This is a genomic window from Acidobacteriota bacterium (genome assembly GCA_016184105.1).
In the GTDB taxonomy this organism is placed as follows: Bacteria; Acidobacteriota; Vicinamibacteria; order Vicinamibacterales; family 2-12-FULL-66-21; genus JACPDI01.
The window spans coordinates 1-23,897 of sequence record JACPDI010000048.1; the positions used below are offsets into that span (position 1 = coordinate 1).

Consider the following 23,897-nt stretch of genomic DNA (forward strand, 5'->3'; position numbering starts at 1 on the left):
CCGCGTCGGGCCTGGCCGGCGCCGGCGTGGCGGCCGGCTGCTGCATCCGGGCGGGCGCCGGCGCGGCGACGCCGGCGCCCGGCGGCGGCGCGGGCTCGCGCAGTGTGGCAGGCGTGGCGGCACTCGCCAGTCTGACGGCGGCCACCGGATCGACCGAGCCGGTCCCCGCCGCCTGCGTCAGGTCCGACAGGATCGGGATGACGTCGCCGGTGTCCGCGTCGCGCAGCCCATCGCCGGCCGCCGTTGCGGCGGGCGCAGGCGGCTCGGGCGCCGCGGGCGTGTCCGCCGCCCCAGGCGCCTCCGCGGAGCTCGCCTCGGCGCGCTCTTCGCCGATCAGGATTGCCAGGTCGCGGCCGCGCCGCTCCACGCGATACGCGGACCGCTGCTCGAGATCGATGACCACCCGCGTCACGGGAGGCGTGCGGCGGTTCATCCCCACGCGCACGCGCCGGACCGCTCCGCCCACGCTGGTCTGCACGGGCGCCGTGAAGGTGACCCCTGGAAAATCGACGACCACCCGCGGCGGCATATCTTCGGCTTCGGTGACGCTTCCCGGCAGAAGCGGGCCGTTGCCGCCGAGCAGGATGGCGATCGGCCCGGGCCCGCGTTCGACCCGGATCGACTGGAGGACGGTCGCGGCGCCCGCCGCGGGGGCGTTGCGCCGGCGGGCCGAGAGCGGCGCCACGGGCGCCGTGGGAACCCGGGGGCGGCCGGCCCGGAGCGCATGCTCCTGGAGCTCGACGCGGATGGTATTGCGCTCGCTGCGCACCTTGTGCGCCGCCGGTTGCGCCAGTGACACGCGCACGCGCCCGACGGGATTCCCGTCGAGCGCGACCGCGTCTTCGAACTCCACCGAGCGCACCAGCGGCGAGCCCGCGACCGCGCTGGTGGCCCCGCCGACGCGCACGTTGCGCATCTCGACGAGGACGGTGAGCGCGTCGGGCCGGCTCACGGAGTACGCGACCGGTTCGGACGCTTCGATGAGGACCGCATGGCTCTTCGCGCCGGCCGTCGCCGACACGCCGAGGAGGCGCACCGGCGCGCCGCCCGCGGCGAGAACCAGGCTGCCGAGCCCGGCCACGAACACCGCGGGGAGCAGACGGGCCGTGAGGCCGGCAAGCCGCATTACTTTCCCTCCTCCGGCACGCGCAGCGTTTTCCGCACTTCGCGCTGCTTGACGAGCGACAACGGGTCGTTCACGTCCTGGGCGAAGATCACCGCGTCGCCCGTGATCGTCTTGACCGCGCCGTCGAGCAGCTTGTCGCCGGGATGAATGATGTAGGTCTTGTTGTCGGGGCCCTGGACCATCGCGACGTACGTGGCGCGGTTCTTCACGATGCCGCGCACGGTGACCTCGCCGATCATCACGCCTTCGCGCCCGTCCGGCCGGTTCTCGCGATTCGTGTTCAGTTCCGCGCCGCGCAGCAGCAGGCTGACGAAGGGATCGCGTCGCCCTTCTGGGTTGTAGGAGTAGACCTCCGGCGCCGGGGCGGCCGGGACCTGCGCGGCGGGCGTCGTGGCGGCCGAGGGCGGCGGCGCGGCCGGCGCCTGGGCGGCGGCGACTGACGCCGTCGTCACGCCGATTGCCAGGACGAGAAAAGCGCGAAAGCGCATCGGGTTCACCATGTCATTTCCAAACGTCGCACGTCGCACGTCGCACGTCGCACGTCGCACGTCGCACGTGTCAGGGTCCCGCCCGCGGGGGCACCGCGCCCGGAGTCGCGTTCGGGGCCGGCCGCTCGAGCAGCACGAAGGTCGTCGCCGTGCACTCGGCGGAGATCGTGTTCGTCGGATCGGGCCGCTCGCGCGCCGTGATCCGGAGGTTCGAGACGTTGATGATCCGCGGGAACTTGCTGATGCGATCAAAGAACATCCCGAGGTTGTGGTACGTGCCGTCGATGCGCAGCCCGATCGGCCACTCCGCATGCAGCTGGCGCACGGCGATCGCCTGCGGCGCGAACACGCGAATCGTCAGATTGGACTGCGTGGCGAGCGTCTGGATGCGGCGCAGCAGATCGCCGACGTCCTTCTGCTCGGGCAGCACGGCCTTCAGCGCGTCGAGGCGCCGCTCGAGGTCCGTGACATACGCACGGAACTCCGGCAGGCGGCGCGCGGTCGCGAGACCGCGCGCAATGTCGGTGCGCAGCTGGCCGAGGCGCACGTCTTTCTCCTGAACCTCGGTCGCCATCCCGGCGATGTAATAGGTCTCCACGGCGTACACGCCGCCGAGCGCCAGCAGCACGAAGGCGAGGATCTGGCCCCACCACGGAAGCCGGCTGAGCGAAAGCTGCTGCATGGGTTTCCCTGCGAAATATCGGTGCCGGACCGCTGTTTCTTTAGCGGCGCGCGGCGGCTGGAGGGGCCGCCGCGGGCGCCACGGCCGGCCCGCCGGACGCCTGGAATGTCGCCTTCACCGTGAACCGCACCAGGTCTCCGCCCTGGGGCTGCGTTTCCACCGCGCTCTGGAGAATTTCCACCGGCCGCAAAAAGGCCCCGGAGCTCTCCAGGTTCCCCACCAGATCCGAGAGCGACGTCAGCGACGTGCTCACCCCCTGCATCGTCACGTCCATGCGGCCGGTCTTCGGATCGCCGGCCTGCGTGAGCTGCGTCAGCCAGAGCCGATCCGGCAGCGCGCGGCTGAGGGAATCGAGCAGGTGTACCGGCCCGCTCTGCCCCTTGCGCAACTCCTCGATCAGCGCGACGCGCTCCTGAAGCTGCGCCCGGCGCGTCTCGAACTTCTGCACGTCGCTCAGCACGAGGCGCAGCCGCCGCGTCTCGGCTTCGGCCGCCTCGATCTCGGAATCGAGCCGGGCGAGCTGCTGGCTGACGGACCAGTAGCGCCAGCCCAGGCCGAGCACCGTCAGCACGAGAATCAGCGTGGCCGCGATCGCCACCTTCTGCGCGGGCTGCAGGCCTGCCGACGGCCGCCGCTTCGTCCGCTCGCGTTCGACCGCGAGCAGGTTGATGAAGCGATCGCCGACCCGCCGCAGGGCGAGGCCGACGGCGACGACCGCGGTCGGTGCCGCCTCGGACGCGTCGCCGAACTTCCGCGCGTCGAACGCGATGTTCCGGAAGGGATCGAAGGCCTCGATCGGCGCATCGAACCGCTCGCGCAGCTGCTCGAAAAAGGCCTCGACGCGCGAGCCGCCGCCGCTGACCACGATCCGATCGATCTTGTCGTTGGAGGTCGTCGCCTTGAAGAAGTCGAACGTCTTCTGGATCTCCAGCATGACGTTCTCGCTCACCGCGCGCAGCACCGGCCGCGCTTCCTCGTACTGCGCCCCGTCCATCGCCTGCCCGCGCTTGAGCGCATCAGCGGCCTCGAACGGGAGGTTCAGCTCCTTCTGCAGCGCCTCGGTGTAGGCGTTCCCGCCGATCGAAATGTCGCGCGTGAACACCGACTGCTCGCCGGAGATGATGTTGATGTTCGTGGCGCTCGCGCCCACGTTCAGCAGCACCACCACCTGGCCCGGCTCGACGCCGTAATTGGTCTGATACGCGTTCTGCAGCGCAAACGCGTCGACATCCACCGCCACTGCCGCCCGCCCCGCCTGGGCGATGACGCCGGTGTCGTCCGCGATCTTCTCCTTCTTCGCGGCCACGAGCAGGACGTCCATCGTCCCCTTCTCGCCGCCGCTTTCGAGGATCTTGTAGTCCAGGTTGACGTCCTGGATGTCGAACGGGATGTACTGCTCGGCCTCCCAGTAGATGGACTCGGCGAGCTCCGCCTCGGTCATCTGGGGCAGCGTGATCTTCTTGACGATGACGGCGTTGCCGGAGAGCGAGGCCGCGACGTCCTTCGTCTTGATCTTGCGCCCGGTGAACAATCGCCGGATCGCGTCGGCGACGGCGCTGCCGTCGATGATCGCGCCATCGACGATGCTGTCGGGCGGGATCGGCTCGACGCCGTAGCCGACCACCTTGTAGCCCTTGCCCGACGCCTTGAGCTCGACCGCCTTGACGGCGCTCGAGCCAATGTCGAGCCCGACGAGAGACTTGGCGCGCTTGAGCAGCACAGTCGTATCCCTGGAAACTGTCCGGAACTTGTTGTACGGATGGCGGTTATGCTACCACTCCACCGCGGGTGTTTCAATAATGCGACGACCCGGTGGACCAGTCCCGCCCGTCCGGAACGGGCAAGCAGGGTGCCACCGTGTCCGGCACTCGCTTTTGGTCATTTCCGCACGCACTTGCGCAATTTCTGATATCGGTCAATCGGTGGTCGGGCTTTGGCGTACTCCAAAATCGAGATCGAATCACGAAAGTGTCAGTGGCGCATGAATGCGCGCCGCGGGACCCCTCTGCGTTGACTTTGCCTCCAATTCCCTGTATCCTTTCGGTTTGCCGTCCTTTGAATCAGGCTGGAAGGGAACTCATGCGAACGGTTGTCCCCGCCGCCGCTAGCGTAGACAAGCGGTGGCACGTGATCGACGCGGAAGGCAAGGTGCTGGGGCGCGTAGCCACGGCCGCCGTCCGCCTGCTGATGGGCAAGCACAAGCCGGCATACACGCCGTTTCTTGACTTCGGCGATCACGTCATCATCGTCAACGCGGCGAAGATCAAACTGACGGGCCGCAAGGAAGAACAAAAGCTTTACCGCTATCACAGCGGGTATGAGGGCGGGTTGCGCGAGGAGCGCGCGAAGGACGTCCGGCAGAAGGACCCGGTGCGCCTGGTCGAAGAGGCCGTCAAGGGGATGCTGCCCAAGACCAAGCTTGGCAACGCCATGGGGCGCAAGCTGAAGGTCTACAAGGACGACAAGCATCCGCACGTGGCCCAGAAACCCGCGAAGCTCGAGGTTGCGTAACGTGGCAGTGATTCAGTACTACGGGACGGGTCGCCGGAAGACATCCACCGCCCGCGTGTTCCTGAGGCCCGGCAAGGGCAGCATCACCATCAACGAAGGCACCTTCGAGGGGGCCTTCCCCACCGAGGCGCTGCGCAGCCAGATTCGCCAGCCGCTGCTCGTCACCGAGACGGCCGATAAGTTCGATGTGCTCGCCACGCTCAGTGGCGGGGGCGTCGCCGGCCAGGCCGGGGCGCTCAGGCTCGGTATCGCGCGCGCGCTCGTGGAATACAACCTCGAACTGCGCAGCCGCTTGAAGCAGGCGGGCTTCCTCACGCGCGACGCGCGCATGAAGGAGCGCAAGAAATACGGACAGAAGGGGGCGCGCAAGCGCTTCCAGTTCAGCAAACGGTAATGGAGGGAGCTTGACCGCGATCGCTGTGAAGGAACTGCTCGAAGCGGGCGTCCACTTCGGGCATCAGACGAAACGCTGGAATCCGAAGATGAAGCCGTTCATCTTCGGTGAACGGAACGGCATCTACATCCTGGACCTCGCGAAGACCGCGAAGGCGTTTCGCGATGCCGAGTCGTTCGTCACGCAGCTCGCCTCCGAGGGCAAGACCATCCTGTTCGTGGGGACCAAGCGGCAGGCGCAGGACGCCATCTCGGAAGAGGCGCAGCGCTGCGGCATGTTCTACGTGAACCAGCGCTGGCTGGGCGGCCTCCTGACCAACTTCACGACGATCCAGCGCTCGCTCGCGCGGCTTCGCGAGCTCGAGGCGATGGCCACCGACGGCCGGTACGACACGCTGTCGAAGAAGGAAATCGCCGGCATCGAGAAGGAAAAGAAGAAGCTGCAGAAGAACCTGGACGGCATCCGCCACATGAACCGGCTGCCGGACGCGATCTTCGTGGTGGACACCCGCAAGGAAAAGATCGCGGTCGACGAGGCGCGGAAGCTGAAGATCCCGGTCATCGGCGTCGTGGACACCAACTGCGATCCGGACGAAGTGGACTTCGTCATCCCGGGCAACGACGACGCGCTGCGCGCCATCCGGCTGTTCACCTCGCGCGTGGCGGAAGCCGTGCTGGCTGGCCGCGGCGTCCGCGAGGCGCAGCAGGCGGAAGACCAGGCCGAGAACGAGGCCGAGCAGGCGCGCCGCCAGGCGCGCTCGCCGCGTGCCACGCGGCCCGAGCAGCCGGCCTCAGTGTAAAAAGGGGTCGGGAGCCTTTTTCGTTGGGGTCGAGAGCCGAAAAAGGCTCCCGACCCCTTTTTACGTACGGAGAATCGGAGCAATGGCAGCAACGGCAATTACGGCGGATTTGGTGAGGCAGCTTCGCGAGCGCACGGGCGCCGGCATGATGGACTGCAAGGCGGCGCTGGCGGAGACGGGCGGGGACATGGAGAAGGCGGTGGACGTCCTCCGCAAGCGCGGGCTCGCGCAGGCGGCCAAGAAGAGCGGCCGCTCGACCAACGAGGGGATCGTGCACGCCTACATCCACCAGGGGGGCAAGGTCGGCGTCCTGGTCGAAGTGAACTGCGAGTCCGACTTCGTGGCGCGGACCCCCGACTTCCAAACGCTCGTCAAGGAGCTCGGCCTGCAGATCGCGGCCGCCTCACCGCTGTTCGTCGGCCGCGACGACGTGCCCGCCGAGACGCTGGAGCGCGAGAAGGCGATCTACCGCGAGCAGATGGCGGCCTCGGGCAAGCCCGCCAACGTGATCGATAAGATCGTCGAGGGGAAGCTGAATAGCTACTACGAGCAGGTCTGCCTGCTCGACCAGCCGTCGATCCGCGATCCGAAGCTGAAGGTCGCCGACATGATCAAGGCGGTCATCGGGAAGCTCGGCGAGAACATCGCGGTGGCGCGCTTCGCGCGCTTCAAGGTCGGCGAGCGCGCCTGACGACGCTCCGCGCTCGAATCTGGTGGTCTCGTGATTTGGTGATGTGGTGGGCGAGGGCCAAATCACCAGATCACCAAATCACGAGGTCACCAAATATAATGTGCGGTTGATGTCGTCCTCCCCTGCCTACAAACGTATCCTCCTCAAACTCTCCGGCGAAGCCCTCATGGGCGATGCCCCGTTCGGGATCGACCCGGCGGTGACCACGCAGATCGCCCACGAAATCAGCGAGATCCAGCAGCTTGGCGTGCAGACGGCCATCGTCATTGGCGGCGGCAACCTGTTTCGCGGGCTGGCAGCCAGCGCCAAAGGGATGGACCGGGCCACCGGCGACTACATGGGCATGCTGGCCACGGTCATCAACGCGCTGGCGCTGCAGGACGCGCTGGAGCACCAGGGCGTGCTGACCCGCGTCGCCTCGGCCATCGAGATGCGTGCCGTCGCCGAGCCGTTCATCCGGCGCCGCGCGGTCCGGCACCTCGAAAAGGGGCGCGTCGTCATCTTTGCCGCGGGGACCGGCAATCCGTACTTCACGACGGACACGGCCGCGTCGCTGCGGGCGATGGAAATGAAGGCGGACGTCCTGCTCAAGGCGACCAAGGTCGAGGGGATCTACACCGCCGACCCGATGACGGACGCAAGCGCGGAGAAGTACGACCGGATCTCGTACCTGCAGGTGCTCGAGCGCGGCCTGAAAGTGATGGACGCGACGGCCATCTCGCTGTGCATGGACAACAAGCTGCCCATCGTCGTGTTCAACCTGCGCACGCCGGGCAACATGCGGCGCGTCATCATGGGCGAACCCGTCGGGACAACGGTCACCGCCTGATCTTTCGGAGTGCATCATGGATGTGAACGACGTCAAAGGCCTGTACGCGGAAGTCAAGAAGCGGATGGACGCCGTCATCGAGCACACGCGGCGCGAGCTGGCGGGCGTGCGGACCGGCCGCGCGTCGGTGAACCTGCTCGACCCGGTGCAGGTCGAGGCCTACGGCACGAACATGCCGCTCAACCAGGTCGCGACGCTCTCGGTCCCCGAACCGACGATGATCGTCGTGACGCCGTTCGATCCTCACCAGATGGGCGCGATTGAAAAGGCGATCCGCAACGCCAACCTGGGCTTGAACCCGGCCAACGACGGCAAGGTGGTTCGCGTGCCGATTCCGCCGCTCACCGAGGAGCGCCGCAAGGAGCTCTCCAAGCTGGTGCACAAGTACTCCGAGGAGGCGCGCAACGGCATCCGGCAGGTGCGGCGGGACGCCAACGACCGCCTGAAGAAGCTCCTCAAGGACCACAAGATCTCGGAGGACGACGAGCGCCGCGCGATCGACGAGGTGCAGAAGATCACCGACCAGCGCATCGCCGGGATCGACGAGCTGCAGAAGAAGAAGGACGCGGATCTGCTGGGAAAATAGGCACGAGTCATCAGGCACGAGGCTCAAGGAAGCCCTCGTGCCTTTTGCCTGGTGCCCCGTGCCTGACATGTCTCATTTCACCCACCTCGACTGCTCCGTCCCCTGCGGCGCGCCGTCGCGCGATCCGCGGCAGATCCATCATCTCTGCGCGTGTGGCGCTCCCCTGCTCGCGCGCTACGACCTCGACGCTCTGGCCGGCGCGTGGCCGCGGGAGTCGCTCGCCGGGCGCGTGCCGAACATGTGGCGGTACCGCGAGGTGATGCCGCTCTTCGACGGCGAAGAGCCGGTCACGCTCGGCGAGGGCTGGACGCCGCTCCTCCGGGCCGATCGGCTCGGGCGCGCGGTTGGCGTGTCGCCGCTCTACATCAAAGACGAATCGCTGAACCCGACCAACTCGTTCAAGGCGCGGGGTCTTGCCGCGGCCGTCACGCGGGCGTTCCGCCTGGGCGCGAGGACGCTGTCGATCCCGACCGCCGGCAATGCCGGCAATGCGATGGCCGCGTACGCGGCGCGCTGCGGCGTCGAGGCGCGCGTGTTCATGCCGCGCGACGTCAAGGTGCCGTTCCGCCGCGAGTGCGAGCTGTACGGCGCGCAGGTGGAGCTGGTGGACGGGCTGATCACGGACGCCGGCCGCGTCGCTGCTGAGAAGGGTGGGCCGCTGGGCTGGTACGACGTGTCGACGCTGAAGGAGCCGTACCGCATCGAGGGCAAGAAGACGATGGGGTACGAGATCGCCGAGCAGCTCGGGTGGCGATACCCCGATTGGATCATCTATCCCACCGGCGGCGGCACCGGGATGGTGGGCATGTGGAAGGCGTTCGACGAAATGGAACGCATCGGCTTCATGCCGCGCGGTGCGAAGCGGCCGAAGATGGTTTCGGTCCAGGCGGCCAATTGCGCGCCGATCGTCCGCGCCTTCCACCAGGGCGCGGACAAGGCGGAACCGTGGCAGCACGCCTCCACGATTGCCGATGGCTTGCGAGTGCCCAAGGCGATTGGCGACTTCCTCGTCCTCCGCGCCGTGCGCGAAAGCGGCGGGGCCGCTATCGCGGTGTCAGACGAGGACATGGTGTTGGCGATGAAGGAAATGGGCGCCCTGGAAGGAATCAGCGCCGCGCCGGAAGGGGGCGCCGCCCTGCACGCGCTCAAGGTGCTGATCGACCAGGGGCGCGTCCGTCCCACCGACACGGTCGTCGTGTTCAATACCGGCGGTGCGCTGAAGTACCTGGACGTGCTCGGCTAGGCGGGCGCCAGGCACGAGGCTCCAGGCACGAGGACAGGTTCGTCAGTCGCCGAGTGAGATCCCCACCGAACGCGCCGTGCGGACGACGTCGGAGTCCACCGGGACGTTCTTCGTGCGCCCCACGATCGTTTCGAGCGGCACCGAGACGATGTTCGGCGGGTGGAAGGCGACCATCCGGCCGTACTCTTCCTGCATCACCATCTCCACCGCCTTCGCGCCGAAGCGCGTCGCCAGCACGCGATCGAAGCTGCTGGGCGATCCGCCGCGCTGCAGGTGGCCGAGGACGACCGCCCTCGTTTCCTTGCCCGTCAGCTCCTCGAGCTGGCCGGCCACGTGGTGCGCGGCGCCGCCGAGCCGCTCGACCACGCCCGGCCGGCTTTCCTCGATGACCGAAACGCTGCCTCCCTTCGGCTTCGCTCCCTCGGCGACGACCACGATGTGGAAGCGGGCACCCCACTGCTCGCGCGCGCGAATATAGTTCGCCACCTTGTGCAGGTCGTATGGAATCTCCGGGATGAGGACCACGTCGGCGCCGCCGGCGATGCCGGCGTGCAGCGCGATCCATCCGGCATAACGCCCCATCACCTCGACGCACATGACCCGGTGATGCGCCTCCGCCGTCGTGTGCAGCCGATCCAGCGCATCGGTGGCGAAATCGACGGCCGTCGAGAACCCGAACGTATTGGTCGTTTCGACGATGTCGTTGTCGATCGTCTTCGGCACCCCGACGACGGGGATCCCCTTCTTCTGGAACTCGTAGCCGATCGACAGCGTGCCGTCGCCGCCGATCACGATGAGCGAGTCGAGCCCGAGTGTGTGGAAGATCTCCACGACGCGGTCGGAGTAGTCGGCGACGCCGCCTGACGTGTTCCGTGGATACGCGAACGGGTTGCCGGTGTTTTTTGTCCCGAGAATCGTCCCGCCGAGGCGCAGGATGCCGGTGACGTCCTTCGGCGTGAGCACGCGGTGGCGGTCCGGCTCGAGGAGGCCGTCGAAGCTGTCCTCGAGACCGAGCACCTGGCAACTGCAGTTCGACGCGGCCTTGACGACGGCGCGGATGACGGCGTTCAAGCCGGGCGCGTCGCCACCTCCGGTGAGCACACCCAGGCGGTGCAGTTTGTGTTCAGGCATCCTGTCGAGTATAGCAGCGAGGTGCGGCCGCGGTTGCGAGGGCGCGCGCGGCCGTGCTACGATTGGCGGTTCGTGACACGTCGCACGCCGCACGTGGCACGTCGCAGGTGGGAGTGGGCGGCTAGCTCAGTTGGGAGAGCGCCGCGTTCGCAACGCGGAGGTCGGGAGTTCGAGCCTCCTGCCGTCCACCAATTTCCCGCAGCAGTTCGGCGATTTCCGACCACAGCTCGTCGGCGTCGGCTTGCCGTGTGTCCGTTGTGTGTCCACTTGTCGCCGCCAGGAACATCCGGTCGAAGCTCTCCAGCGCTGAACGCTTCCGCTCTGTTCGATCCGGTGGGCGGTCAACTCGTGCAGCAGCACGCCGCCGAAAAACCGATTCAGCACCGTCACGATTTCCCCGTCGCGCTTGTCGGAGGGTCGTCTTGTCGGCCGCCGCCGCTTCGAGGTAGTGCGCCCCACGGATGCTCGCAGCACTACGACGTTACGATAGCGGGCCGGTCATTCCATATTGTCTAGCCGGAAGGTCGCTGAAAGGTAAATCGCGCCAGTCTGCGCTGGCGCGTTTTGCAGAAGATTGGTTGCGGGGGCGGGATTTGAACCCGCGACCTTTGTCCTTCAAGCTACTTGCGCCTTCTCCAGCGATGGACGATCAGCGCCCCGACCGACACCGCGAGGATGGTGGCAATTGTTCCCTTGACGACAATTATAGGTCGTCTCGCGTGCCCATCGAATTATCCATACGGCTGCGGCGGTGCCGCACGTCGATCCCACACACTGCCAGTAGCTGGGCGATATCCATGGTCCACGCGCACGACAACCGGCCACCGCGCCAGCGCAAAAGTCTCGCGAAGACCAAAAACCTTGTTCGAGAATACAACGTGCAGCGGGATAGCTCGTGTAACAGTAACAGCCGCCGCCTCCCGTGGCCTGGCCTGCCCTGGCGTCTTTGCGGAATCCGTCGCGAGTGCGAAGTTCTCCCCGCGTCCAATACACCGGACGCTCCACATCGACCGCACCCCACTGGTTGTCGATCGACCACGTTCGGCCAGTCCCGTCGTCAACGAAAAGGAAGCCGGTCCAGGCGTCGTCGTTAAAGTCGTCCCACTCGGACCAGACGAGATACCCCCCATCACCGCTGAAGGCATCATCGGCGTGCGCGGGCGTCACGAACATCCCCCACAACGAACGCCAGAAGGTCTCGGCGCGCTTTTCGTTGATCACTACGTAGACTTCGTAGCGGTTGCCCAGTCTACACACACGTTATGAGGCTCACAAAGAGAAAGTGGTCTTGTAGGTGTTTGGCTGACGAAAGGTACGCAAAGCGAGGCCACCCCCAAGGAGAAGGACAGGGCGTTCCTGGATACAGACCTCCGTCTGGTTCGGCTGATGCGACACGCGAGCGCCCTCTTGGCTGGAAAGCTCCGGCGCGGTGAAGTACGCCATGAGCCGCCGTGGCATCCGTCACGACGCGCGTCGATGGCTGCGCTCCGACCCCTGCGTGTACTCCCAGGAACTCCCGTGCCCGCCCTGGCGAAGCGCCGAGCACGTTACGCCGTACTCGGCAGGGATCTGGTCTCCCGCGTTTGAGCACCCGCGTTCCGCGTGGATTGCGCCGCCCGCTTCAGCGGCGAGCCCTAGCGGAACCCCGCTGAATTTGGGTGTTTCCTGCAAGGAGCACACGCCTCACGCGCGAACCTGTAAGGCGTGCTGCCTCATTCTGTTACTGCCGCTTGCGCTCAGCGTCGCAACGCGGAGGTCGGGAGTTCGAGCCTCCTGCCGTCCACCAGCTTTCGCTCGCTTGCGTGTCACGCGCGAGCTTCGGCTCGGCGGGCCATCCAGGCCCCGTCAACCCCCGACCCATCCACTGCGGTCCCCCTCAGTACAGGTGATCCCAGTTGTCCTTGTGGCACTGCTGGCAGTCCATCTTCACGGTCGCCTGCACGTTGCCGATCACCGACGAGTGGCAGCTCATGCAGCCCACCACCGATTCGGGCGCGACGAACGTCGCCCGGAACCGGCCGCTGAAGTAGTCGTTCAGCAGATCGACCGCGTGGGCGGCAGTGTCCCCCGTCAGCCGCGCGCACCGCTCCGAGCGCTCCGGTGCCGACGCCTTGACGCCGGCCTCGGTGCACCAATTGCTGACGGACGCATGGCACAGGGTGGAGCCGGCAACGGTCTGCATCAACGGCTTGTCATTCTTGTTGATCAGGAACACGTGTTGGGTCGCGTAGTCGTTGCTGATGTTGCTGGGGAACTGAACCTGGGTATACCACCCCATCAACTCGCCGATGATCACGTTGGCGTTGGCCCGGTCGACGGCGATGCTGATCGCGACCGCCGATCCGTTGAGCGCGCCGCACAGCGTGCCCCAGCCGGCGGCGCCTCCGCCGCCGAAATACATCATCTGCGTCGGGATGCGCGTGTAGGGTTCGCCGACGGCATCCACCAGCGCCGAGATCAACGCATGGAATGCACCGTACGCGCATCCGCCATCGTAGTAGGCCTTGTGGGCCCGCTTGCGGACGTCTTCGCGATCCAGCCGGCTGTACGGCCACGGCCACGGTGCCAGCGCCGCGTTGGTGATGCCCGCCTGCCGCGACTGGCCGCCGCTGGCGGAAATCACGTGTCCGGCGACGACGCCTGCAGAAACCGCGGCGACGGTCCTGGTCGTGCTGGCAAGGAACTCTTTCCTGGTGATCGGCCCTTTCATCATCGTTGCTCCTTTTCGACGGAGAGGCAGACGGGAGGTGTTGACTTCGAACGGCCTGACCGTGGCCGGGCACCAGGGTGGCGTGGTGGTAAAGGCGCGCGGGTCGCTGACGTTTGGAGTGGAGTACGGGAGGCCGTACGCGGCGTTATTTAGGAATGTAACGAAATGACGTATTGAAAGTCAACGGGCGCGACGGGGTGTTGCGAGGCTCAACAGGCGCGGACCGCCGCTCAAGCCTCAGCCAAAGCGGGAAGGCTGGCGGCTCAGCCGCTACGTCGCGCTTTCGCCCGACGAGTCCGTGAGCTCGGCGGCGTCCCCCGTCGGCGCGCCGCCCGGCGTGAACACCCGGTGCAGCAGCCCGGCGAGGGCGCTGGCCGCGATCGCGTGCGCCGTCGCGGCGCGAATGAGGTCTGCCGGAGGGTCTGCGTCGGTCGCGCGGTCGACGGCAGATTCCACCTGCTGAAGCCTGGCGGCGGTGGTCTTCAGGCCACGCAACGCGGCTTTGAGCGCCTCGAGATCGTCCCGGTGCATCGTCAGTTCATCGAGCACGGACCGTGCGGGTCACCGCACCGGCCGCAGCCGCCCGAAGGGGGCATCGGACCGTCGCGCCTGGGGGTTGCCGTCGACACGGCGAAAACCGACAACTGTTTCTCGAGGGCCTCGCTGTGGCAGCCTGGGCACTGCGCGGCGCGCGAGCCATTCGAGCCGTTGACGAGGGCCTCGAAGGCCCGGCCGCAGTCGCGGCAGACATACTCGAAGATGGGCATGGCCCCAGTGTAGCCCGAGTTCAGGCCCCCGACCTGCGAGGACATTTTTGTAAGAGGCTGTCCAGTTCCTTCTCTGCACAGTCTCGCCCGCCACCCGCCCGGAACCGCCCAAAACCGCGAACCTTCGTTGATTGGCCCGCATTTGCACAATCGGAGTGCATACGCCTGTGTGGCATCCCGATTGCCTCAGGGTGGGACACTCGCAAACGGGCGCGGACCAGGAGAACGGCGATGTGGCACTGGATCAGTTGCTATCTTGTCGGGCACGACTACAGCATCTGCTGTGAGTCGGGCGCGATGTTTTTGCGGTGCGCCAACTGCGGCCGCCGCTCGCAGGGTTGGGATGTCGTGCATCCGCTCCAGCCGCATCTGGCGCACGACCACGTGGCGACGCACAATCGCGAGCTTGCGCCCGCCAGACATCACTGACCCGGTAGTGGGTCAGTTTCAATTTTCGGCTCTCCTCGCTTGACCGCCGTGTTACGCTCCGGAGCGTGACCTTGGAGACGCGACTACTGATCGAATTGACCGACCTGAAAAGCATTTCCTTTGTCTGCCGTCAATGTGGCGCGCGCGTGAGCCGCTCTCCTGAACGGGCCGATCGCATTCCGACTGTTTGCGGAGAATGTCAGCATCCGTGGCACCAAACCCTTGAATCGACTGCCACAGACTTTGCCCACGCCCTCACGGCGCTGCGCCGTGGAAATGGGACCGGCTTCAAGATTGTGCTGGAAGTCGAGGCACCGAAGTGAGCCGCCCCAAGCGCCCCCGCGACTTGTCGCAGCGCGCTCTGCAAATCGTGCAGGAGTCCACTGGCCAGATTCCCAAACCGGCGGACCCGGATGCTGGAAAGGATCCGGCGGCTGTGGCGCTCGGGCGGCGAGGCGGCGCGAAGGGCGGACCCGCTCGGGCAGCGGCGCTGACAGCGCGCAAGCGTAAACAGATCGCGCAGGCAGGGGCTGCGGCACGATGGAAGAAACGCTAAGACGGCTATGTTAGCCGCGATTCTTACGATCGCCAGCGGCGTGGCGCTGGGCAATCTCATCAGTGAGGGGCTGATCGCAGCAGGCCGAGAGAACGAGCGTTTCCGTCTATTCACAGCGCTTCTCGTCTTCGTGCTTTTTCTCGGCGGAGTCGTTGGTCTGGGGTACGTGTTCTACACAGGTGGAGGATCGCGGCTCCTGAACTGGCTACAGCGCTAACTTCATCCGAGATGGAGTAGGCCCGCCGCATCTAGCAGTTCCCGCAGTCGCCGGTGCTCACCTTCCAATGTCGCAAGCTCGCTTAGCGTGCGCGCAAGACTTTCCATATCGAAGCTGTCGCGTGATACCGACACATCAGCACCAGTCGCGAGCGCAGGATTCAAGTTCTCAATCGTGATCGTTGACGCCTGAATGCTGATTTGGTACCCAAGGTGCAGGCCCTGAAGCGCACCCCCAAGGACAGTTTGCTCTCGCCCGATGCGAGTCAATCGTGCCTGTAGCAGTGCCACATGCTGTGTCAGGTCTTTGTACCGCTCTACGGCACGCATTTGCTCGACCGCTCGTTCTTCCTGCGTCATTGGGGAAAAGCCTAGCACCTACGCGGCCTGTTGACGAGTCCCCATTACCCCGATTAGTTCATTCAACTCCCACACGTGATCGGTCACCCCCGCCGCGATCGCGGGCGTCACGCGCAGTGTCTGATGGATGCGGCAGAAGTTGTAGTGCAAATAGAAGATCGCGACCATGGCCGCATGGTTCTGCACTTTCTTCGAGAAGCCATTGGTCAGTCTGGTGAACCGTCGCATCGCCATCCGCATTGTGAGGTTCTGGCGTTCAACGTAGCTGGTGGAGATGTACCGCCTGTCGGGCTGACCCTGAATGACGCGCCGAGTGGCGGCGGTAATCGTCGCGGGGCTGTACCGTACAGCCGCGCTTGCATCCGGAGCTGGTCCCCGACCGTACCGCTTCTCTAGCATCCCATAGTCGATTTCGCTGCCAAATGCCTGCTCGACCACATCGAGGTACCAGACAAGGCCGTCCGTCGTGAGTTGCACACGCGTCGTTAGCCGAGCTGCCACGTCGCGCATGAACTGATAAGCGATTACTGGATGTCGCGGTCCCACGCGGTGCGCTAATACCAATTTGGTGTCAGCGTCGAGCGCGACCCACGTCCAGACGTCCCCGAAGCCCCATAGCCCTTTCAGATGCTCCGGGACGTTCTTCTGCTTCGCATAGCAGAAGGACCAAATCTCATCGATCTGGACGCGGCGACAGGCCAGGCCACGCAGTGTGCGATCCAAGTGCTGCGCACAAGCTGGTCCCAAATCGCTGAGTAGCTTGGTGATCGTGTTCTTCGCCACACCCGTCATGCGGACGGTAGACCGAATGCTGCTGCCTTCGGTCAACGCGGCGATCACGGCGACTTGTCGCCCTACCGGCAGCCGATTCATATTGACATTTATACTTGAGCGGTCAACCTATGTCAACCAAAATATTGGTACTTCTTGCCAATCTCCCCCACAGGCGCTGTCGGGAACGCTGGCAATTTTCCCTGTTGCTCGTACACCGTCCGGAAACCGTCGATTACTTCAAGGGGTAACTGAGCGATATCGTCATACCGCAACCCAATGACATGAGTTTCCACCCCTACGCCAGTGGCGGGCTCTGAGAAGAATTTTGCTGCGCAGGCGAGATACGCTCCCTCGATGCGCGGAGTACGTCGATTGCAGCGGTAATGCGCGAGATACTGTTCGGCGGCGGCGGCTCCGGAACCAATCGCTGCAACGCCCCGTCTCCCGTGAGAGGTAATGCTGGGCACAGGATAGCCAACCGCATCGTACGCGACGAGCAGATGAGGCCGGCGTCGGTGATCGAAGCCTGCCACGAGCAAATACCGATCCTCGTCCATTTGGCACGGCCAAGATTGGCACGCAACAATCAGGGCTGCTCGAACCTGCGCGATGGTGTGAGGATGTTCGGCAAATTGATCTTGGAGCGACAGAAGCGCTTGCTCACACGGTGAGACGTTTCCTGCATAGAGGACGTACCATCGTTGATCGAGGAGTTGGATCTTCTCTGCGGTATTGCTGGTGGTATAGTCCAAGCTGAACTGGGTGTCCGCGGCGCCGAAAATCGTACGTGACTGGTCACAGATCAGGGCCAGACAAGTCGTCATGCTCCCAGGATACTGAACTTTCTGCTTGAGCGGTAATCGCTTTCTGATCCGCTGGAGATACGGGGGTGTCGGGACATCTGGTCCATAGCGCGGCACCCACGGGAGTCTAGTTTCGGCTCGTGGGCCTGAAACTGACCCACTACCCACTGACCCTGCCCTGAAGGGTCGCCGGAATCGGTTGCGATAGAATGACGGGATGGCAGTGCCTCGCATCTCACGCGAGGAGCTGAAGGCCCGGCTCGACAGCCCTGACTCCTCCTCGCATCCGCTGATCGTTGACGTTCGACTGAAGTATCCCTACGAGCACAGCACGGTGACGCTGCCCGGCGCGCAGCGCGTCGCGCCGGACGCGATCGCGACGGCGTCCCTGCCGCGCGATCGCGATATCGTGCTGTTCGACTCGGATCCCGCCAACATGGTCAGCGCGGAAGCCGGCGCGGCGCTGTTGCGCCGCGGCCTCCGCGCGTTTGTGCTCGGGGGCGGCATCGCAGAATGGGTGAACGCGAAGCTGCCGGTCGACACGAAGAGCGCACCGCAGCCGTCGGCGTCCGCGGCCAAGCCGGCCGCCGCCGCGGCCAGGCCTGCGCCGCCCGCAGCGGGCGCCGCTGTGGCCGCAGCCCCCGAATCTGCCGCCCCCGCGGCGGCTGAGGGCCCTGCCACGCCGGCGACCGGGTCGAAGCCGTGACCGTCGTCCGTCAAGGGTGACCGGCTTCTTCCTGCGGCTCGCCGATCTCCTGGAACTGCACGGCGACACCTCCGACGCGGCAGCACTGCGCCGCGTCGCGAGAGATCCCGCTGCCGCCGACAGGCTCGACGCGCGGTCCCGGTTACGGGCCGAAGAGATCGAGCAAGGGCGCGGGGAGGGGCTGCTCTGCGCCGCCGAGCGGGAGCTGCCGCGCGACTTTCAGCGCTTGCTGCAGACGGGGCTTCTCGCTCCCGCGGATCTGGTCGTCCTCCACCGGCAACTGGGCATCCTCACCACCGGCGACCTTGCGCTCGCGCTCGAAGGGCACGTCGTTGCGCACCACGGCGTACCCGAGGAGGTGGCGGCGCGGGCGCGCCGGGCGCTCGATGCGACCGGAGACGATGTGCGCCTGACGCTCGGGAGGGCGTTCGAGGCGGTCGAGCCGCTGCTCGGCATCCTGCAAACGCTTCCGGCGGTGTCGAGCGCGAGCGTGGCGGGAAGCCTTCGGCGAATCGAGCCCACCGTCCGGGATCTGCGAATCGTTGCGGCCACCCGCGAAGCCGAGAACCTGTTCCAGGCGCTCGATGCGGTACCGCAGTTCGCCTCGGTGCGGTTTCACGGGCCCGCCGGCCTGACGGTGCTGTCCGGGTCGCACGAAGTGAGCGTCAAGACCGCGGCGCCCGAGCAGTACGGTGCCGCGCTCCTCTTCCACACCGGCTCGCGCGAGCACGTCGCCAGATTGCAGCAGCGGGCTGACGCCGTCGATGTCCGCCTGACCGGCAGCGGGCTCGTTTCGGCGCGCGGGGTTTCCGAGGCGCCGACTGAAGATGCCGTGTACGCGCAGCTGGGTCTCGCCTACGTGCCCGCCGAACTGCGCCAGGGGACGGACGAACTGGAGGACGCGGCGCAGGGTACGCTGCCTGCCCTGCTCGAGCGTCGGGACATCCGCGGCGATCTCCACATGCACACCACGTTCAGCGACGGGCGCGACACCCTCGAGGCGATGGTGGCAGCCTGCGCACCGCTCGGCTACGAGTACATCGCGATCACCGACCACTCCCAGAGCGCCGGGGCGTCGCGCACGGTGACGGCGGACGACCTGGCCCGGCAGGGGGACGAGATCGATCGCCTGCAGGAGCGTTATCCCGCGATGCGAATCCTCAAAGGGGCCGAGGTGGACATCCTGCCTGACGGCCGGCTCGATTTCCCGGACGCCGTGCTCGCGCGCCTTGACGTCGTGTTGGCGTCACTGCACGATCGCGCCGGCCACGGTCCTGACCGGCTGCTCAGGCGCTATCGATCGGCCGCCGAACATCCGCTCGTATCGGCGCTGACGCATCCGGCCAACCGCCTGGTGGGCCGGTACGATGGGTACGATCTCGACTTCGATGCGCTGTTCGACATCGCCGTGCGCACGGGCACGCTGCTCGAGGTGGATGGCGCGCCCAGCCATCTCGATCTGGATGGATCGCTCGTCCGTCGCGCGATCGACGCCGGTGTCGTCCTTTCGGTGGACAGCGACTGCCACCACGCGCGGCTGCTCGATCGGCAGATGCAGCTCGGGGTGGGCACCGCGCGGCGCGGCCGGGCCACGGCGTCGCACGTCCTGAACACGCGCCCGCTCGGCGAGGTGCTGCGGCGGCTTCGATCGAAGCGCGCCCGGATCAGGCCCTGACCTTTCACCTGGATTTGCGCATGGCTGACCTCCAGCGACATACCAGGCAGGATGCGGCAAGAAGTACACCTGTGGTTGTCGCGGTCTTCGTCGCCGCGGCGGCCGCACTGATGTACGGCGGGACGCTCCTGCCCGGCCTGGACCTCGGCGACACGGCGTCGTTCCAGACGGTCGTCACGCTCCCGCTTGTCGTTCCGCGGCACGCGTACCCGCTCTACTTCGCGCTTGGCAAGCTGTTCGTCGCCGCGCTCGGCGGCAGCCCGGCCCACGCGATGAATGTCATGTCGGCCGTGTTCGGCGCCCTGTCGGCCGGCGCGTTCGCGTGGCTGGCGTGGGCGTTGACGCGCAGCAGGACGGCGGCGCTGTGGGGCGCGCTGATGCTGGCCGCGTCGTACACGTTCTGGTCGCAGGCGGTCATCGCCGAGGTGTACACACTCGAGGCGCTGTTCATTGCGCTGACCTTCATCGCGGCCCTCCGGTGGTGGCGAAGCCCGACGGCCGCATCTCTTGCGTGGCTCTACGGGATTTACGCGCTGAGCTTCGGCAACCACCTCAGCATGATCCTCTTCGCACCCGCCCTTGCGTGGCTCCTCTGGCACGGGCGGCGTCGTGCGGCGCCGAATCCGTTCTCGATCCGGGGGATCGCGCTCGCCGCACTCATTGCCTCCGCGGGCGCGCTGCAGTACGCGTGGAACTTCCACGGTCTCTGGGCGATGACGGCGCCGCGCGCGAGCGCCTGGGAGCTCGTCCCCACCTTCTGGTTCGACGTGACGAAGACGGACTGGCGCGGGACGCTGGTCGGCGCGGCGCCGTTGAATCAGTGGGGACAGCGCCTGGACATGTACTGGTGGGACCTGCGGCAGCAGTTCGGCCTCGCCGGCCTCGCCGTTGCCGCGGCAGGAGTCGTCGCGTTGTGGCGCGCCTCGCGGGTCTGGTGCGCCGCGCTGCTCCTCGCGTGGAGCGCCACGTTCATCTTCGCGTTCCTCTACAACGTGGGTGACACCCACGTGTTCCTGCTCCCCTCGCATCAGGTCGCCGCGATGTTTGCCGCCTGCGGTGCGGCGGTACTCGCTGAAATGGCCTGGCGGCTGCGCGCCGGCGTCCGCAGCATTGCGATCGTTCTTCTACTGCTCGTTCCGCTATGGCGAATCGTCGATACGTGGCCGGCGGTCGATCGCAGTGGCGACCGGCGTGCGGAGACGTTCGTCGACGCCGCCCTGTCCGGACTGGATCCGCAACGGTCGGTTTACGTGGCGGATCTGAACTGGCAGAACCAGAACGCGATTGGCTACGAGCTGGCGATCGACCGTCCCGAGCTGCCCAGGACGCTGAGCGCCGCGGTGCTCTGGCATTTCCCGGAATTCGTCTCGCGCAATCACGCCCTGGGGCGCGACATCGTGCTGACGGCACCGGCGGCGGCGAAGGTGAGAGCGGTGTACGGATCGCACTTCGCCATTGAACCGGACCCCCGAGCGCCCGCGTCGACGCTCGCGAGCGTGCCGCCGCCCGCGGCAGGCACGCCGTACCTGCTGTCACTCATCACGCCGCTGACGGGATTCGTCTTCGATCGAGGGCGTGTGGACCGAGTGGCGCGCGCGCTCGGCGCGGACCAGCTGCCCCGCGCCCGGTACGTGGTACTCGCCGGAGTGGCCGGTTCTCCCCCGCTGCTGCGCGCGGCGGCTGACCGGCCGTTCCGCGTGAGCGCACGGCTTCCCTTCGGCCGGCTGGTCGTGAGGATCGAGGCCTGGGTCCGGTTCGACACGATGCGCAGGGCCGGTTTCGGCCACGTCGTGGTCAACGGGCGTCACGCGCTGACGCTCGAGCGGGGCGCCACGCTGGGAATCTTCGATGCTGGCGGAGGACTGGCGTCGCTCGCCTACGAAGGCGGCTCCTTCGCGGTCCAGCCCCGCTATCGCATTCCGGTGCTAAGATAGCCTTATCTTCATGCGTTTATTGGTTCTTACGGCAATTCTCGCCACAGCCGCGGTCAGCGTGTCGCTGCCGGCGCAGACCTCTCTGCCGGCCCCGCCGGCCGAACTCGCAAGGTCCGTGCAACAGCGCTACGACACGATTCGGGATTTCTCAGCGCGGTTCGTGCACGCCTACGAGGGGGGCGTCCTGCGCAAGATGGTCACCGAGCGTGGCACCCTGCAGATCAAGAAGCCGGGACGCATGCGGTGGGAATACACGCATCCGGAAAAGAAACTGTTTGTGGCCGATGGGTCGCAGATTTACTCGTACATTCCGGCGGATCGGCAGGTCTATATCAGTCCTGTGCCGGCCAGCGATCAGGCGACCACCGCAGCGTTGTTTCTGACCGGCAAGGGCAACCTGGTGCGCGACTTCGCTGTTGCCCATGGGGAACTTGCGGGTGCTCCCCCCGGCACGTCAGTCCTGAAGCTGTCGCCCAGACAGACCGAGCGCGACTACGACGTGCTGTTTCTCGCGGTCGATCCCGCCAGTTACCAGATTCGCGTGCTGTCTGCGGCCGACAAGCAGGGGGGGCGTTCGACGTTCACGTTCTCGGAGATCAAGGAAAACACCGGTCTGGCCGATAAGACGTTCGTCTTCAAGATCCCGCCCGGCACGGAAGTGGTGAGAAGTGACAACACGCCAGAGCGCCGGTAGCCGCATCGCCGCGTTCGCCGTGTCGCTGGCGCTCGTGGCGGCGGCGGGCCCGGCCTGCGCGCCGACGGCGCTGAAGGCCGGCCGGCGGGCCGAGCGGCTCCAGGATTACGACCGCGCGGTCGTCGAATACACGAAGGTCGTGCGCGCCCGGCCCGACGACAAGGAGGCGCGCGCCGGCCTCGAGCGCACGCGGTTGCTCGCCGCGCAGCAACACTACACGCGTGGACGCCGACTGGCGGCCGCGGGTCGCACCGAGCAGGCGCTGCTCGAGTTCCAGATCGCATCCGAGCTGAATCCGACCGACGGCGAGATCGAGCGCGAGCTGAGGTCCGCCCGCACGCAGGCCCGGGCGCGCGTGGCCGTTGATCGCGAAGGCAAAACCGAGCTTGAAACGCTCATCGAGCGCACGCGCGACCTGCCGCCGCCCGGGCTCGACCTTCCCGGCGATACGAAACTTCCTGCCTCGCTCGTGTTCAGCGAAGCGTCGGCGCGGGTGATCTTCACCGCCATCGCGAAGTTCGCCGGCCTCAACCTCGTGTTCGACCCGGCGTTTCGCGACGCGTCGCTCTCGATCGACCTGCGGAACAGCACGCTCGAAGACGCGCTCGCCTCGGTTGCCGCGAGCACGCGCAATTTCTATCGCGTGACCGCCCCGCGGACCGTGACGGTGATTCCCGACACGCCGGCCAAGCGGCGTGAGTACGAGGAGGAGATCGTCCGCACCTTCTACGTCAGCAATGCCGAGCTGAAGGAAGTCATCGACCTGCTCCGGATCGTCGTCGACGCGCGGAAGATCGCGCCGATCAACGCCACCAATGCCCTGACGATCAAGGACACGCCGGAGCGCATCGCGGCGGCCGCCCGGGTCCTCGGGGCCATCGACAAGGCGCGGCCGGAAGTGGTCATCGACGTGGAGCTTCTCGAGGTCGATCGCACGCGCCTGAAGGAGTATGGCCTGCAGGTCGCGTCGCCAGGCTCCGCCGGGGTTGCGGGAACCGCAGATGTGAACCGCGAAGGGCTGTCGCTGCGTGACCTGCGCAACCTCACGCAGGCCGACGTCCTCGTGTCCAACGTGCCGGCGCTGTACTATCGCCTGCTGAAGACCGACGCGAGCACACGGACGCTGGCCAGCCCCAGGCTCCGCACGTCGGAAGGGATCGCCGCGCAGGCGCGCTTCGGCGAGCGCGTGCCGGTGCCCGTCACCACCTTCGCGCCGATCGCGACGGGCGGCGTGAACCAGCAGCCCATCACGTCCTTCGTGTACGAGAACGTTGGCGTCGGCCTGGACATCATGCCTCGCACGCACCACGACGACGAGGTCTCGCTCACCGTGAAGGTGGACGTGAGCAGCATCTCGGGCACGGGGTTCGCGGGGCTGCCGACGTTCGGCAACCGCTCGATCTCGACGACCATCCGTCTTCGCGACGGCGAGACCAACATGCTTGCCGGCCTGATCCGCGATGACGAGCGCACGGTGCTGTCCGGCATCCCGGGCCTGAGCGACATCCCGGTGATCGGGCGCCTGTTCGCGCACAACCGGCGCGAGACACAGGAAACAGACATCATCCTCACGCTGACACCGCACATCGTCCGGGTGCTGGACCTGAACGAGAGCGACCTCCGGCCCTTCAAGGTCGGACGCGACCTCGGACTGCCGGTGATCGACCTGCCCGCGTCGATCGTGCCTCCCGGCGAGGAGCCCGCAGCGCAGCAGCCCGCGCCGGTGCCGGATCCGACCAAGCCGCAGCCGATCAAACCGCCGGAGCCGAAGAAGCCGATCCCGCGGTAGCTCT

Annotated in this window: 26 protein-coding genes and 1 tRNA gene; 16 read left to right on the top strand and 11 right to left on the bottom strand. The window is 66.5% G+C overall.

Annotated features, from left to right (window positions below; all coding sequences use genetic code 11):
• The 4 genes from HYU53_16925 to pilM all read right to left on the bottom strand — a co-directional run.
• On the bottom strand, positions 1-1,126 hold a 1,126-nt coding region (locus HYU53_16925), incomplete at its 3' end, for an AMIN domain-containing protein (GenBank protein ID MBI2222873.1).
• Entirely contained in the window at positions 1,126-1,614 is a 489-nt protein-coding gene (locus tag HYU53_16930; protein ID MBI2222874.1) for a pilus assembly protein PilP, read from the bottom strand. The genes HYU53_16930 and HYU53_16925, both read right to left, overlap by 1 nt.
• Positions 1,615-1,684: 70 nt before the next feature.
• On the bottom strand, positions 1,685-2,296 hold the full coding sequence (gene pilO / locus HYU53_16935; protein MBI2222875.1) for a type 4a pilus biogenesis protein PilO: 612 nt from the start codon (positions 2,294-2,296) through the stop codon (positions 1,685-1,687).
• Positions 2,297-2,336: 40 nt separating this feature from the next.
• A complete protein-coding gene (pilM, locus tag HYU53_16940; GenBank protein MBI2222876.1) occupies positions 2,337-4,016 on the bottom strand; it encodes a type IV pilus assembly protein PilM in 1,680 nt (559 codons plus the stop codon).
• 359 nt (positions 4,017-4,375) lie between these two features.
• Between pilM and rplM the strand changes: the two genes are divergently transcribed.
• From rplM to HYU53_16975, 7 genes are all read left to right on the top strand, one after another.
• Positions 4,376-4,807, top strand: a complete 432-nt coding sequence (gene rplM, locus HYU53_16945) for a 50S ribosomal protein L13 (GenBank protein ID MBI2222877.1) — start codon at positions 4,376-4,378, stop codon at positions 4,805-4,807.
• Position 4,808: 1 nt separating this feature from the next.
• A complete protein-coding gene (rpsI, locus tag HYU53_16950; protein MBI2222878.1) occupies positions 4,809-5,201 on the top strand; it encodes a 30S ribosomal protein S9 in 393 nt (130 codons plus the stop codon).
• 10 nt (positions 5,202-5,211) lie between these two features.
• Entirely contained in the window at positions 5,212-6,000 is a 789-nt protein-coding gene (rpsB, locus tag HYU53_16955; protein ID MBI2222879.1) for a 30S ribosomal protein S2, read from the top strand.
• An 82-nt stretch (positions 6,001-6,082) separates the two neighbouring features.
• Complete coding sequence (tsf, locus tag HYU53_16960; protein MBI2222880.1) at positions 6,083-6,691, top strand: translation elongation factor Ts; 609 nt, start codon at positions 6,083-6,085, stop codon at positions 6,689-6,691.
• A gap of 109 nt (positions 6,692-6,800) precedes the next feature.
• Positions 6,801-7,520, top strand: coding sequence for a UMP kinase (locus tag HYU53_16965; GenBank protein ID MBI2222881.1), 720 nt, complete (start codon positions 6,801-6,803; stop codon positions 7,518-7,520).
• A 16-nt stretch (positions 7,521-7,536) separates the two neighbouring features.
• Positions 7,537-8,106: a ribosome recycling factor gene (gene frr / locus HYU53_16970; GenBank protein ID MBI2222882.1), complete on the top strand. Its 570-nt coding sequence runs from the start codon at positions 7,537-7,539 to the stop codon at positions 8,104-8,106.
• A 67-nt stretch (positions 8,107-8,173) separates the two neighbouring features.
• Positions 8,174-9,349 (top strand): threonine synthase, encoded by a 1,176-nt coding sequence (locus HYU53_16975; protein ID MBI2222883.1) that lies wholly within the window; start codon positions 8,174-8,176, stop codon positions 9,347-9,349.
• 42 nt (positions 9,350-9,391) lie between these two features.
• Here HYU53_16975 and HYU53_16980 read toward each other — a convergent pair whose 3' ends face one another.
• Complete coding sequence (locus tag HYU53_16980; GenBank protein MBI2222884.1) at positions 9,392-10,480, bottom strand: ATP-dependent 6-phosphofructokinase; 1,089 nt, start codon at positions 10,478-10,480, stop codon at positions 9,392-9,394.
• Between the two features lie 115 nt (positions 10,481-10,595).
• Here HYU53_16980 and HYU53_16985 point away from each other — a divergent pair.
• Positions 10,596-10,671 (top strand) — tRNA-Ala (locus HYU53_16985).
• Positions 10,672-12,356: 1,685 nt separating this feature from the next.
• On the opposite strand, the gene HYU53_16990 is transcribed toward HYU53_16985, so the two are convergent.
• From HYU53_16990 to HYU53_17000, 3 genes are all read right to left on the bottom strand, one after another.
• Positions 12,357-13,193: a C_GCAxxG_C_C family protein gene (locus HYU53_16990; protein MBI2222885.1), complete on the bottom strand. Its 837-nt coding sequence runs from the start codon at positions 13,191-13,193 to the stop codon at positions 12,357-12,359.
• 267 nt (positions 13,194-13,460) lie between these two features.
• Complete coding sequence (locus tag HYU53_16995) at positions 13,461-13,739, bottom strand: hypothetical protein (protein ID MBI2222886.1); 279 nt, start codon at positions 13,737-13,739, stop codon at positions 13,461-13,463.
• Positions 13,724-13,957, bottom strand: coding sequence for a zinc ribbon domain-containing protein (locus HYU53_17000; GenBank protein ID MBI2222887.1), 234 nt, complete (start codon positions 13,955-13,957; stop codon positions 13,724-13,726). Before HYU53_17000 ends, HYU53_16995 begins: the two co-directional genes overlap by 16 nt.
• 231 nt (positions 13,958-14,188) lie before the next feature.
• Here HYU53_17000 and HYU53_17005 point away from each other — a divergent pair, with 231 nt between their 5' ends.
• The 3 genes from HYU53_17005 (at position 14,189) to HYU53_17015 (ending at position 15,159) form a co-directional block, all read left to right on the top strand.
• The gene (locus tag HYU53_17005; protein ID MBI2222888.1) at positions 14,189-14,386 is read left to right on the top strand and encodes a hypothetical protein; all 198 of its coding nucleotides are present in this window, start codon (positions 14,189-14,191) and stop codon (positions 14,384-14,386) included.
• 71 nt (positions 14,387-14,457) lie between these two features.
• Positions 14,458-14,709 carry a hypothetical protein gene (locus HYU53_17010; GenBank protein MBI2222889.1) on the top strand — a complete coding sequence of 84 codons (252 nt, stop codon included), beginning with the start codon at positions 14,458-14,460 and terminating at the stop codon, positions 14,707-14,709.
• A 240-nt stretch (positions 14,710-14,949) separates the two neighbouring features.
• Entirely contained in the window at positions 14,950-15,159 is a 210-nt protein-coding gene (locus HYU53_17015) for a hypothetical protein (GenBank protein MBI2222890.1), read from the top strand.
• A 2-nt stretch (positions 15,160-15,161) separates the two neighbouring features.
• On the opposite strand, the gene HYU53_17020 is transcribed toward HYU53_17015, so the two are convergent.
• From HYU53_17020 to HYU53_17030, 3 genes are read right to left on the bottom strand one after another with little or no spacing between them, the layout of a single operon-like run.
• Complete coding sequence (locus HYU53_17020) at positions 15,162-15,518, bottom strand: hypothetical protein (protein ID MBI2222891.1); 357 nt, start codon at positions 15,516-15,518, stop codon at positions 15,162-15,164.
• An 18-nt stretch (positions 15,519-15,536) separates the two neighbouring features.
• Complete coding sequence (locus HYU53_17025; GenBank protein MBI2222892.1) at positions 15,537-16,391, bottom strand: IS1 family transposase; 855 nt, start codon at positions 16,389-16,391, stop codon at positions 15,537-15,539.
• A gap of 32 nt (positions 16,392-16,423) precedes the next feature.
• Positions 16,424-17,116, bottom strand: a complete 693-nt coding sequence (locus HYU53_17030; GenBank protein MBI2222893.1) for a hypothetical protein — start codon at positions 17,114-17,116, stop codon at positions 16,424-16,426.
• A 196-nt stretch (positions 17,117-17,312) separates the two neighbouring features.
• Here HYU53_17030 and HYU53_17035 point away from each other — a divergent pair, with 196 nt between their 5' ends.
• From HYU53_17035 to HYU53_17055, 5 genes are all read left to right on the top strand, one after another.
• Complete coding sequence (locus HYU53_17035) at positions 17,313-17,801, top strand: rhodanese-like domain-containing protein (protein MBI2222894.1); 489 nt, start codon at positions 17,313-17,315, stop codon at positions 17,799-17,801.
• Between the two features lie 16 nt (positions 17,802-17,817).
• Positions 17,818-19,476, top strand: coding sequence for a PHP domain-containing protein (locus tag HYU53_17040; GenBank protein MBI2222895.1), 1,659 nt, complete (start codon positions 17,818-17,820; stop codon positions 19,474-19,476).
• A 71-nt stretch (positions 19,477-19,547) separates the two neighbouring features.
• Complete coding sequence (locus tag HYU53_17045; protein ID MBI2222896.1) at positions 19,548-21,410, top strand: DUF2723 domain-containing protein; 1,863 nt, start codon at positions 19,548-19,550, stop codon at positions 21,408-21,410.
• 58 nt (positions 21,411-21,468) lie between these two features.
• Entirely contained in the window at positions 21,469-22,104 is a 636-nt protein-coding gene (locus HYU53_17050) for an outer membrane lipoprotein carrier protein LolA (protein ID MBI2222897.1), read from the top strand.
• Positions 22,079-23,893, top strand: coding sequence for a hypothetical protein (locus HYU53_17055; protein MBI2222898.1), 1,815 nt, complete (start codon positions 22,079-22,081; stop codon positions 23,891-23,893). The genes HYU53_17050 and HYU53_17055 overlap by 26 nt, the downstream gene beginning before the upstream one ends.
• Positions 23,894-23,897 lie beyond the last annotated feature (4 nt).